Genomic DNA, 13,017 nt, shown 5'->3' with positions numbered 1-13,017 from the left:
CATAACCCTGAACAACTCAATTTTTATGCTGAGAAACTATCTGAAAATCGCGCTGCGGAACTTGTTGAAACACAAGTCGTTCAGTTTCATTAATATAGCAGGCGTAGCCATTGGGCTTGCCTGCTTTCTGATGTTGTCGCTTTATGTAAAAGACGAGCTCAGTTATGACCGCCATCATGCGAATGCGGATAGGATTTATAGATTAGCCAGAACATTTCTTTCCAAAGACGGCACCGAATCATTGCGTCTCGGCCACGCGGCGCCACCTTTTGGCCCGTTGGTGAAGCAGGATTTTCCGGAAGTGGAGCAGGTAGTGAGGCTTTTGGAAGTGGATGCCCTGGTGAAGTATGGCGAGAAAACATTCAATGAAGAGAACATGTTCGCGGCCGAAGCCAATGTATTCAAGGTGTTTACTTTTGATGTTACGCAGGGTAACCCGGACAAGGCTCTGGAAAATCCCTTTTCGATCATGTTCTCGCGGCCGATGGCTGAAAAATATTTTGGAAATGAAAATCCGATCGGTAAAATCGTGCGGCTGGACAATCAGTTTGACTATACCATTACGGGCATTTTCGAACCGCTGCCTAATCAGTCTCATTTTCACCCCAATTTCCTTGTCTCATTTTCCACATTGAACGATAACCGAGTTTACGGTGCGGAAGGATTAAGGACCAATTGGGGAAACAACTCTTTTTCAACTTTCCTGCTGCTCCCTAAAAATTACGATCCTCAAAAGCTGATTAAAGCATTTCCTGCTTTCCAGAACCGCCGTATTGATCCAAAAGCATCCACCTACTCGGTACTGAACCTGATGAAGCTGACGGACATTCACTTGTACTCGCATTTGGATTCTGAAATTGAAGCGAATGGTGATATCCAGTATGTGTATCTTTTTTCAGCCATTGCTATTTTCATTCTGGTCATTGCCTGCATCAATTATATGAACCTGGCCACTGCGCGATCAGCTATGAGGGCCAAAGAAGTGGGGATGAGGAAAGTGATCGGTGCGGTGCGTCACCAGCTGATCAGGCAGTTCCTGAGCGAATCCATTTTGTTGGTTGCAGTTTCCCTTCTTTTTGCCATCGTTCTGGTCATGGTATGTCTGCCTTTTATGAATGATTTTACGCAAAAGCAGCTTTCTTTCCAATCACTTATGGATCCTGTTTTCCTTTCCATCGTGGTAGGCATTACGCTTTTTACTGGTTTGGCGGCAGGAAGCTACCCGGCTTTTTTCATGACATCATTTCAGCCGCTGAGTGTTTTCAAAGGCAAGATCGCTTCTGCATTGAAGAATGGAAACCTGCGCCAGGTGCTTGTAGTGACGCAATTTGCCATTGCCGTCGCGCTGATCATCAGTACTGCGGTGGTGTATAATCAAATGCGTTACATTAGAAATTACAAACTGGGTTATTCCAAAGACCAGGTTTTGCTGCTGCGTGCGGGAAGCGATTCAGCGACCAATTATGAGAGCATGAAGCAACAACTGAAAGCCAATAGTAACATTACGGAAGTGGGCCGCTCCTCGCGTATTCCTTCGGGCAGGCTGCTGGATTCGTGGGATGCTTATGTCATGAAAGGAGATTCCATGGCGCCAACCGATGTCACTATCAAGTCATTGTCAGTAGATGAAGATTTTATCCCTGCCTATGAAATCGAAATGGCTGCCGGCAGGAATTTTTCACGTGCTTTTTCAACAGATAAAACGAATGGTTTTATACTCAATGAGACTGCGGTAAAGCTTTTGGGCTGGAAAACCCCTGCTGATGCGGTTGGTAACAGGTTTGGTTATGGAAATATCCGCGGGCAGATCATCGGCGTTACCAAAGATTACCATTTCGAATCCCTGCACCAGAAAGTAGCGCCTATTGCTATGTTCGCGCAGCAGGACCGCATGGGTTGGATGTCCGTACACGTTTCGGGCGGCAACATTAAGGCAGCGCTGGCACACATTGAATCTGTTTGGCAGACTCAATTCCCCGACCGACCATTCGCCTACGAGTTCCTGGATCAGAAATTTGGACAGCTGTACGCACGGGAACAGACCCAGCAGTTGCTGTTCGGAATATTCGCAGGGATAGCGATTTTTATATCATGCCTCGGCTTACTGGGTCTGTCCATGTTCATGGCTGAGATCAGGACCAAGGAAATTGGTGTTCGCAAAGTATTGGGAGCGTCAGTGACCAGCCTGGTGATCCTGCTTTCCAATGATTTTCTCAAACTTGTCCTGATAGCCATCGTCATTGCATCGCCCATTGCCTGGTACGCCATGAATACCTGGTTACAGGATTTTGCATACCATACCGAGATCAATTGGTGGGTTTTTGCGTCCGCAGCATTGATATCGATCCTGATCGCATTGTTTACCGTGAGTTTTCAGAGTATCAAAGCAGCATTAATGAACCCGGTGAGGAGTTTGAAGAGTGAGTAGGGGGCAGATAAGCAATGAATAATTTTACCCATTTCAATAAATCTATATAACACATGCTTAAAAATTATTTCAAAATCGCTACCCGTACGCTCTGGAAGTACAAAACAAATTCATTCGTCAGTATTATCGGTCTTGCTCTCGGGATCGGATGCTTTCTGCTACTGGCCACTTATGTGCTCCACGAGCTTCGCTATGATCGTTTTCAGCCAAATGGAGATCATATTGTCAGAGTTAATCTATTTTATCAATCCGGTGACAGCGAGCCAGTTCATGTTGCAGTAACGCCAACTGCGGTGGCGCCCACTTTTTCTCGGGAATTTGCCGAAATTAAAGAAGCCGTCAGGCTTTATCCTTATGGCGGCGGAGGCTCTGTTGCCGTACAGTATAAGGATATGTTGTTTAATGAAAAGAAGATTCTTTTTGCAGACGCGTCATTTTTTAAAATTTTCCCATCCGTGTTTATTGAGGGTGACCCTTCAACCGCCCTGTCTCTTCCGAATTCGGTAGTTATAGATGAAACTACTGCCCAAAAATATTTTGGTAAGCAAAGTGCAATCGGGAAGTCGGTGACGATGAACGAAAAATTAACGATGCAAATAACCGGTGTCATTGCCGATGTTCCGTCCTATTCACATATTAAGTTCAATTGGCTGGGAAGCTACAGCACGTTGCCGCGATCGAAGGAAGAGGCTTTTGACTCCGCAAATGATTACACCTATTTGTTGCTCCAGCCGCATTCAACAGCAGAAACATTACAAGCAAAGGTCAATCAGTTTGTTGATAAAAAACTGAATAATCCCCAGGATCCTACTTCAAAAGTAAAGCTTATCCTGGAACCATTTAACCGAATTCACTTGTATTCCAGCGTTTCGGGTGGTTTGGAGGCCTCTGGAAATTATAAATACATTTATATACTTTCCGGTGTGGCCTTGCTTATCCTGATAATCGCATGCATCAATTTTATAAATCTGGTCACTGCTCGTTCGGCCATCAGAGCACGTGAAGTGGGCGTGCGAAAAGTAATGGGTGCTGCCCGGACGCAAGTTTTTCGTCAGTATCTATTTGAATGTGGTTTAATCACGATCGCAGCAATCTTTATAGGGTTGCTCATTTCTTTTTTAGGGTTTCCAGTACTCAGTAATATCGCTGGAAGTGAACTTGGGCTGAAAGTATGGCCAGCTTATTCTGTGATATTATTGCTGATTGTACTGGCAATTGGGGTAACATTATTGTCAGGTATTTACCCGGCGGCTGTGCTTTCAGGGTTTGAACCAATAAAAGTTTTAAAGGGTAAAGTGATTGCGGCGGATGGTGGAAGTGGTTTGCGTAGCGCACTGGTTGTGTTCCAGTTCACCATTTCAATCCTTTTTATTATTGGGACAATCGTCGCTAATCAGCAGCTTTATTTTATCCAAAATAAGAATCTAGGGCTTAATTCATCTCAAATTATTGTTTTGGATGTCGGCTCCGGCATATCCGCTGTAAAACTGGCATCCATGAAAAGTGAATTGCTGAATAATTCACTCATTAAATCCGTCACTGCTTCCTACGAGTCCCCTGTGAATGTGCAAGGTGGTTATACGATATCAGCCAGTGACAAACCACGGAATTTTCAAATGAATATCACCGCAATTCCGGTAGAAAAGGATTTTGTGCCAACACTTGGTATGAAGTTGGTTACAGGACAAAATTTCAATGACACCGACATTCTACGGGCAACTAACGATTCTGTGGAGCTACGGAAATATGCATTCATTTTAAACCAATCTGCGGTAAAAGCGCTGGGTTGGACGGCTGAAACTGCAATTGGCAAAAAGGTTAACATGAATGGACGCGAAGGAGAAGTTAAAGGAGTCACAAATGACTTCCATTTTAGATCGCTGCATGAAAAAATAGAACCCATTGCAATTATTCCTGAATACAATTATTTTGGAAAAATAATGGTGAAGGTTGCTGGTAACGAAACATCAAAAGTGGTGGAATTGCTGAAAAAGAATTGGAAGGCAAATTTTCCGTTACGACCATTCGAGTTCCATTTCCTGGATGAGGAATTTGATGAAATGTACAAGGCAGAAACGCGCGTTTCCGAGATCCTTGGAATATTTTCCGCAGTAACCATCTTTATTTCCTGCCTGGGATTATTCGCTTTAATCGCATTCATTTCAGAACAGAGAACAAAAGAAATCGGAGTTAGAAAAGTGCTGGGTGCTTCGGTTATGAGCATTGTGATGTTGCTTTCGAGAGATTTTGTGAGACTGATGCTTATTGCGATTACAATAGCTTTCCCACTGGCTTGGTATGGCATGGACAAATGGCTTTCGGACTTCGCTTATCAGATTAAAATAAATCCCTGGACATTTGTGTTTGTAGGGCTTTCGGCCGTCGCAATCGCCTTATTTACAATCAGTGTCCAAAGCATCAAAGCAGCATTGATGAACCCGGTGAAATCGTTACGGAGCGAGTGAGAGCTGTGTTGGCTTAATTCACAGTTAAAAAAAGTGAGCATTATTTAATTTAACTAACGTTGGCAGATCGCCAACATTCTAGGATCATGTACACAAACTATCTAAAAATCGCCTTCCGAACGCTAATTCGCTATCGCAACTACACTATTCTCAATGTCCTCGGTCTTTCCGTGGGCGTCGCTGCTTGTCTGCTTTTGTATGTTGTTTATACATATGAGTCAGGTTTTGATACATTTCATAAAAACTATGACCAGATATACCGGATTGCTAAAAAAACGGAATATCCGAATGGGCAGATCGATTATACGCCCGGCAGTCCGCTGCCGTACGAAGCTGCATTGAAAGTAGATATTCCGCAGCTTGGTACAATCGTACCGGTTTATGGCACCGTTGATCCCCAGGTGACAGTACTCGGAAAAGATGCTGATAGCCAGAGAACGGATAAGAAGTTCAAGGAAGAAGATGAAGGATTGCTGACGGTACCGGAGTTTTTCGACCTGTTTGACTTTGCGTGGCTAAGCGGTTCAAAATCAGTTTTGAAAGATCCGAACATAGTGGTGTTGTCTCAAAGAAAGGCTGAGAAATACTTTGGTAAATGGCAGGATGCAGTTGGCCAGTATTTGAAGATCAACAACAAGACGGTCATGAAGGTAGGAGGTATCCTCGAAAACCCACCGCTGAATACGGATTTGCCAGTTGATATTGTCATTTCGTACGAAACCAAGCGGAGACAACCGTTGTCGTTTGGCTGGGGTGATTTTAAAAACTGGGGCAGTACAAGCAGCAATGATCAGCTTTTTGTCTTTTTGCCCAAGAACCTATCTGTTAAAACCATTGAGAATCAGTTTCCGGGTTCATTAAAAAACACTATAAGGATGAGAGGAGCAATGCCAAAGTTTCGCACTTCCTGACTCCTTTATCCGAACAACATTACGACGCAAAGCTCAACAATTTCAAGGGTCATAGCATCAGCAGAAGTGTGCTTTGGACGCTGGTAGTGATCGGCATTCTGATCATTTCGATGGCGTGTATCAATTTTATCAACCTCGCAACGGTACAGTCGGCCCGTCGCTCCCGAGAAGTTGGTGTCAGAAAGGTTTTGGGCAGCAGTCGTCCTGATCTCATCAGCCAGTTTCTAAGCGAAACATTCCTGATCGTGGTTTGCTCCGTCTCAATTGGCGTGTTACTTGCTGCGTTAAGTATGCCTTTACTTGGCCTGATCTCTCATGTCCCGGCTGAGTTGCCGGTGTTAAGCAAGCCGGAATTATGGCTGTTTGTCCTGGCATTATCGCTTTTGGTCAGCTTGATTGCAGGATTCTATCCGGCCATTGTCATGTCGGGTTTCCAGCCGATCGAAGCCATTAAGAGCAGCGTAGCCAACCGTTCATTTGGCGGTGTTTCGTTGCAAAAGTTACTGATTGTCCTGCAATTTGGAGTTTCACAAATATTGGTTGTCGGAACCATTGTCACGATAACGCAAATGAATTTTGTGAGTAAACTCGATCTGGGCTTTACAAAGGAAGGCGTTTATTCGGTCAATCTCGATGAGGCTTACACCAGCAGGTTCCAGTCATTCAAAAATGAATTGCTGCAAAATCCGGACATTCAGTCTGTCAGTTTCTCCTCGGATGTGCCGTCTTCGGATAATAACTGGTCGGGTAACTTCGCATTTGGCAACAGGGGCAAGGATGAGGATTTTCAGATATTTGAAAAGTTTGCCGACCAGGACTATTTCAAAACCTTCGGCTTGCAGTTTATCGCGGGTAAGGCTTACGAAATGGGCGATTCTACCGGTGCTTGCGTAGTAAATGAGACACTACTCGCGAAAGTGGGCATCAAAGATCCACAGCAGGCGGTTGGAATGAACATCAGGCTGGGCGGCGGTAAATGGCAGCCTATTGTGGGCGTGGTAAAGGATTTCAAAGCGAACTCTGCCCGTGAGGCTAGTAAACCGATCATGATCGCTCCGCTGCCACAATATTACTGGCAGGGTGGCATTAAAATACGTACCGGTAACATTTCAAGAGCGGTGGAGAGCATTGAAAAAGCCTATGCAAATGTGTTTCCCGAAGTGGCGATCCAAGGCAAATTCTTCGACGAAAGCATTGAGGATTTTTACAAACAAGAGCGGCAGATCACCTTGTTATATCAAATATTTGCAGGTCTTTCCATCTTTATAGCCTGCCTGGGATTGTTCGGTCTTGCTACTTTTATGGCGCAGCAGCGGATGAAGGAGATCGGGGTGAGAAAAGTACTCGGTGCGTCAGTCGCCGGTATCGTGGGGCTGCTATCCAAGGATTTTCTGGTATTGGTATTCGTAGCCATTGTGCTGGCTTCGCCCGTTGCCTGGTACGTGATGGATAAATGGCTGCAGGACTTTGAGTATAAGATCGCGATCAGCTGGTGGATGTTCGCCAGCGGTGCCGGTATGGCAATCATCATTGCATTCGCCACCGTCAGTTTCCAGAGCATTAAGGCTGCGCTGATGAATCCGGTGAAGGCACTAAGGAGCGAGTAGTAGCTTTGGTCATTGCGTTGTAAGCAATCATCATTTATGGAAAAATAGTTTAATAGCAATATTGCATCACCAAAATAGGCTAACAGCTAAATGCTAATAGCTAAAAAAGCTAAGAGACATGCTCCTGAACTATCTCAAAGTCGCCACTAGAAATCTAGTCAAGAACAAAACCTATTCCGTGATCAATATTTGCGGTCTGGCTTTGGGAATGGCAGTCTCGGTACTGATTCTGATGTTTGTCATGCATGAGTCCAGCTATGACAAATTCCACGCTAATCACAAGCGGATTTACAGGGTATTGGCCAAAGTGAAAATGGGCGATAATGAGTTTCAAATGCAGGGGTTTTCGTCTGATAAGGCACCCGCTCTTAAAAATGCAGACGCGAGGATCAAGGATTTTGTGAGGATACTGCCGAGCTATGACAAGATCGTGATTAAAAGCCCTGAAAAAGGCATGTTTTTCGAGGAGAATTTTATGTTCACTGATCCGTCATTTTTGAAGATTTTTTCATTCAAATTAAAAGAAGGAAACCCTGCTACGGTATTAGAAAAGCCTTTTACAATGGTGATTTCCGAGCGGGCGGCGCGTAAATACTTTGGGGACGCCGATCCGATTGGTAAAACCTTGTCCTATCAAGGGAAGCACCCTTTGCAGATTACAGGCATCATGAAAACTGCGCCTTCCAATTCGTCTTTCAACCCGGACTTTCTGGCATCGATTTCCACCTATCCGCAACTGAGTGAAAAAAACAAGAATGACTGGATATCGGGTGGAATTTTTAACATCTATCTGTTGCTCGATTCCGAAAAATCTGCTGCAATGGCTGAGCGGAATCTCAATAAAAAGGAGGGTGGGAAACTGGATGCATTTGGCAGCAAGTCCAGGTACATTCTGGAAGGACTGAGCGAAATTCACTTGGGCAATAATGTTGTGGATGGAGGAAACAACAAGCTCATCACGATATTCACCGGTGTCGCCGCATTGATCCTTTTTCTGGCATTGTTCAACTACATGAGCCTCACCACCGCCCGCGCTACCTTACGTGCGAAGGAGGTAGGCGTCCGTAAGGTGATAGGTGCGGGCCGTGGCGGGTTGGTGAAGCAGTTTTACGCAGAATCCATATTGCTTTGCACACTAGCATTTGCGCTGGCGTTTATTTTAGTGCGCTTTTTGCATCAGCCGTTTTACGACTTGCTGGATCTGCATATTGATGCCTCCTTTCTGGTTTCGCCCAATTTCCTTGCATTCTTAATTGCATTGCTCGTTTTGACCGCGCTCATTGCCGGAAGTTACCCCGCATTGGTACTGTCAGGATTTGCTCCGCTGGATGTGTTAAAGGGACGGTTGGGAGGAAAACGGAGTGGCGCGGGTGTGAGAAAGCTTTTTATGGTATTTCAATTCACTGTTTCCATCGCATTGATTATCAGTAGTCTGGTCGTGAAAGACCAGCTGGCTTTTATGCAAAACAAAAAACTTGGCCTTTACAAAGACCAGATACTGACCGTACCATTGACAGAATCAATTTCGAGCAACTATTTCCCATTGCGGGAAGAGATAGGCCAGCAGGCAGGCGTGGAGAATTACACTTTCTGCGATGTGGGCCTTTTCAAAGATTACAACATGTTCTTTTTGAAAAACAAGGTCAGTAAAAAGGATGTTGGCGTTGTTAGTATGCTGGTTGACAGCCGTTTTGTGAAGACATTGGGCCTCAAATACAAATCAATGCCCGTACCAGAGTCATTCAAAAAGCAAAATTACTGGCTGCTGAATGAAATGGCTGTGAAGGAACTGGGCATCAAAGGTGATCCCGTCGGGCAGGATATGCAGATCGCAGGGAAAATTGGCGGTGTTCTGAAAGACTTTCACTTTACCGCGGTGCAAGGTGGAATGAAGTCGATGGGTATCCAGGTTGTGAATGATACCACCAATATTTTAAAGCGGCCCGGCGGATCAAAAGCCACCATGTATGTGAGACTGGATCCGAAGACCAATATCCATGAGAAAGTAGCGACGATTGGAAAAATCTTTAAAAAATATGACAAGGAGAAACCATTCGAGTACTATTTCCTTGATGATGCATTCAATGAAACATTCAAAACGGAGATGCGGATGTCGCAAATGTTTTCGGTTTTCACAGGATTGGCAATTTTCATCGCCTGCATGGGACTTTTTGGTCTGGTAACGTTTACTGCCGAAGCCCGTACCAAGGAAATCGGCATACGCAAAGTACTGGGTTCATCCGTGGCCGGGATCGTTACATTGCTTTCAAAAGACTTCATCAGGCTGGTTCTGGTGGCCATTGTGCTGGCCATTCCTGTTGCCTATTTTTTGATGGATAAATGGTTACAGGACTTCGCTTATCGCATTGCTATACCGGTTACTATTTATCTGTATGCGAGTTTATTAGCAATTGTAATCGCATTGCTGACCATCAGTTTTCAAAGCATCAAGGCTGCATTAATGAATCCTGTGGAGTCTCTGAAAAACGAATAATGATCCCTGTACAAGGCGTGAAGTAGATTGTTGAAATTATATTTGATTATTGATAGATTTATTTGTAAGATTTGTGGATATGTGTTTCAGCCTCAACTAAATCTGCGCCCCATGCAAAAACGTTTCACCACTCTTGCACTTGTTGTGCTGTCCCTGTTCCTTTTTAGTTATTCATGTCAGGATCACGTCGTTCCGGGCATTCCTCCGCAGTTGAAAACCCTGCCATTTGGAGGCGGTCAAAATGCAAAATGCAGTTTGACCTACACGGTGGAAGTTACTGATGTTGGCACCATCCCTGTGAAAGAATACGGTGTGGTATTCAGCGCGGTAAACGATGGTCGTACTTTCGTCGATAATCCGACTGTGGCCGACAATATCAAAGTAATCGTTGCCCTGCCATTTGTGGCCGGACCAAAGAGTAATGCAGGTCCGCAGATATGCACGAGCCGAATTAGTTACCGCGCGTACGCTATTCTGCAAGACGACAGTGTAGTGTATGGTAATACGCTCAATTATAACGACGACTAGTCAAAGGTTGATCACTTCCAAGTTTTCCTGCAAGTCATTACGTTAGCTGTTCGATTTCGGACAGCTAATTTTTTTTTGCGGCCTTAACTATCTTATAATCAGCGATGTAAATTTCTGGTATGCATTTAATACTGTGATCGTACAAAGCAGACAGCTCCCACGATCATGCTCAAAAATTACTTTAAAATTGCCTGGCGCACCCTTTGGAACAAGAAGGCGTTTGCAGCCATTAATATTTTTGGCCTTGCTATTGGCCTCGCCACGTGCATGCTGATTTTGCTGTACGTGCAGCATGAGCTCAATTACGATCGCTATAATGTGAATGCTGATCGTATTTTCCGCATCACGATGCACGGGAAGATCGGAGGTAATGATATCAATATTGCCATCGCCCCGGCACCGGCCGGTCCTTCGGTTGCCAGAGATTATCCGGGTGTTGAGGCATTTACGCGCACCACTACCGAGGGTACATTCCTGGTGAAAAATGATCACGAGCATTTTAAAGAGGAGCATGTCGCCTTTGCGGATTCCAATTTTTTTCAGGTTTTTTCAATTCCGGTTATAAAAGGAAACCCAGCCACGATACTGAAAGAGCCTAATACTTTGGTGATTTCAGAATCCGTTGCTCAAAAGTATTTCGGGAAAGCCGACCCGATCGGTAAAAGCCTGACGCTGGGTAGCCGGGGCCTGTTCCGCATTACTGGAATTTGCGAAAATGTCCCTTCCAGCTCCCATTTTCATTACGATTTTTTTGGTTCAATGAGCTCGATCAAGCTGGGGGATAAATGGCTGTCGAGCGGCGCGCAAACTTACCTGCTGCTTCGGAAAGATTATCCAGTGGAAAAACTGACCGCTCAGGGGCCGGCCATTGTAAAGAAATACATTGGGCCTGAAATAATGGAGTTTCTGGGAATGACCTATGAAGAATATTTGAAAAAAGGCGACCGCTTCGGCTTGCAATTTCAGCCGCTCACCGACATTCACCTCAAATCCAACCTGGAAGGCGAGCTAGAACCCAATGGCTCGGTTAAGTACGTTTACATATTTTCGGCTATTGCTGCATTCATTCTGCTTATCGCCTGTATTAATTTTATGAACCTGTCAACGGCCGGTTCTGCCAGCCGGGCTAAGGAAGTAGGTATTCGCAAAGTGTTGGGTTCAGTCCAGCAACAGCTTATCCGTCAATTTCTTACAGAATCTATTTTGCTTACATTACTGGCACTTTTAGTAGCATTTGCGCTGGTAGTCATTGTGCTACCGAGCTTCAATGAGCTGGCCGGAAAGCAGTTTGACCTGCAATCGATTCTAAATGTAAAAATGATCTCGCTCGCACTGGCCGGGTGTTTAGTCGTCGGGTTATTAACAGGCAGCTACCCCGCTTTTTTCCTGTCATCATTTAAACCGATACTGGTTTTAAAAGGGAGAATTCAATCTGGCATGCGTAGCGGCTGGTTGCGTAATTCGCTGGTAACCATTCAGTTTGTGGTGTCGATTGGAATGATCATCGGTACCATTGTGGTATTTCAACAACTGCGTTTTATTCAGAATAAAAAGCTGGGTTTCCATAAAGAACAGGTACTGATCCTGCAAGACACCCATCTTTTAGGAGATAAATCAAAGACATTCAAGGAGCAGCTAACCAAGCTTTCGCAGGTTGTGAATGTGTCGCTGGCGGGCTATTTACCAGCTGGAAATTCCAACAGCTCTACGGACGGCTATTTACCCGAGAGTGCCGATAACACCGTTTCACCTTATCGATTCAGTACCTACTACATTGACGATAACTATCTGCCGACATTAGGCATCAAAATTGCGGCAGGACGTAATTTCTCCAAATCATTCGCCTCGGATAGCGCCGCAGTGCTTGTCAATGAAGCTACCGTCAAACAATTTGGCTGGAAAAACGCGATCGGCCAGCGCATACGCACGATTGGCAACGGGAGCCCGGAAAGCAAGCGCACGTATACGGTAGTAGGTGTGACGCGAAATTTCCATTTCAAATCCTTGCACGAGCACATTGCCCCGCTCGTGATGATGTACGGCGGCGACCATTACCAAATGGCACTCAGGATCCGTACAGATAACTTTCCCGGACTGATCAAAAGCATTGAAAAAACATGGAAGTCAGAAACGGACAGCCCGTTCTCGTATTCATTTTTGAACGAGCGGTTTGATAAAATGTATCAGTCCGAGCAGCGGGTAGGAAAGCTCTTCGGCATTTTCGCCAGTCTGGCCGTAGTGATCGCATGCCTCGGATTATTTGGCCTCGCAGCATTCACTACCATCCAGCGCACCAAAGAAATCGGCGTGCGGAAGGTATTGGGAGCCTCTGTGATGAGCATTGTCGCTCTGCTATCAGGCGACTTTTTGCGCATTGTAGTCGTAGCCATCGTCATCGCAACGCCGCTAGCCTGGTATGGAATGAATCAGTGGCTGGCGGATTTTGCCTATAAAATTGACATTCAATGGTGGGTTTTTGTGCTCGCGGGCGTGCTGGCAGTTGGTATTGCTTTGCTAACCGTCAGCTTTCAAAGTGTTAAGGCTGCATTAGTCAATCCTGTGAAAAGTTTGAAAAGCGAATAAT

At 45.1% G+C, this 13,017-nt stretch carries 7 protein-coding genes; all 7 read left to right on the top strand.

The annotated features are described in order from the left end of the window. Positions 1-25: 25 nt before the first annotated feature. A complete protein-coding gene (locus ABIO93_RS32105; protein WP_348074139.1) occupies positions 26-2,428 on the top strand; it encodes an ABC transporter permease in 2,403 nt (800 codons plus the stop codon). Between the two features lie 53 nt (positions 2,429-2,481). Beyond that, a complete protein-coding gene (locus tag ABIO93_RS32100; protein ID WP_348074138.1) occupies positions 2,482-4,893 on the top strand; it encodes an ABC transporter permease in 2,412 nt (803 codons plus the stop codon). A gap of 86 nt (positions 4,894-4,979) precedes the next feature. Then, on the top strand, positions 4,980-5,804 hold the full coding sequence (locus ABIO93_RS32095; protein ID WP_348074137.1) for an ABC transporter permease: 825 nt from the start codon (positions 4,980-4,982) through the stop codon (positions 5,802-5,804). Between the two features lie 68 nt (positions 5,805-5,872). Continuing rightward, positions 5,873-7,411 carry an FtsX-like permease family protein gene (locus ABIO93_RS32090; RefSeq protein WP_348074136.1) on the top strand — a complete coding sequence of 513 codons (1,539 nt, stop codon included), beginning with the start codon at positions 5,873-5,875 and terminating at the stop codon, positions 7,409-7,411. Between the two features lie 118 nt (positions 7,412-7,529). Continuing rightward, positions 7,530-9,905, top strand: coding sequence for an ABC transporter permease (locus ABIO93_RS32085; RefSeq protein WP_348074135.1), 2,376 nt, complete (start codon positions 7,530-7,532; stop codon positions 9,903-9,905). 111 nt (positions 9,906-10,016) lie between these two features. Continuing rightward, on the top strand, positions 10,017-10,433 hold the full coding sequence (locus tag ABIO93_RS32080) for a hypothetical protein (RefSeq protein WP_348074134.1): 417 nt from the start codon (positions 10,017-10,019) through the stop codon (positions 10,431-10,433). A gap of 165 nt (positions 10,434-10,598) precedes the next feature. Then, positions 10,599-13,016 carry an ABC transporter permease gene (locus ABIO93_RS32075; protein WP_348074133.1) on the top strand — a complete coding sequence of 806 codons (2,418 nt, stop codon included), beginning with the start codon at positions 10,599-10,601 and terminating at the stop codon, positions 13,014-13,016. Position 13,017 lies beyond the last annotated feature (1 nt).

Source organism: Dyadobacter sp. (genome assembly GCF_039919315.1).
Lineage (GTDB): Bacteria > Bacteroidota > Bacteroidia > Cytophagales > Spirosomataceae > Dyadobacter.
Note: the sequence above shows the minus strand (reverse complement) of the source record. Positions and strands in the feature narration are given on the sequence as shown.

Excerpts from the sequence above, each read along its gene's own strand:
- ABIO93_RS32095 (WP_348074137.1), top strand. The coding sequence starts at position 4,980 with ATGTACACAAACTATCTAAAAATCGCCTTCCGAACGCTAATTCGCTAT.
- ABIO93_RS32085 (WP_348074135.1), top strand. The coding sequence starts at position 7,530 with ATGCTCCTGAACTATCTCAAAGTCGCCACTAGAAATCTAGTCAAGAAC.
- ABIO93_RS32080 (WP_348074134.1), top strand. The coding sequence starts at position 10,017 with ATGCAAAAACGTTTCACCACTCTTGCACTTGTTGTGCTGTCCCTGTTC.
- ABIO93_RS32075 (WP_348074133.1), top strand. The coding sequence starts at position 10,599 with ATGCTCAAAAATTACTTTAAAATTGCCTGGCGCACCCTTTGGAACAAG.
- ABIO93_RS32100 (WP_348074138.1), top strand. The coding sequence starts at position 2,482 with ATGCTTAAAAATTATTTCAAAATCGCTACCCGTACGCTCTGGAAGTAC.
- ABIO93_RS32105 (WP_348074139.1), top strand. The coding sequence starts at position 26 with ATGCTGAGAAACTATCTGAAAATCGCGCTGCGGAACTTGTTGAAACAC.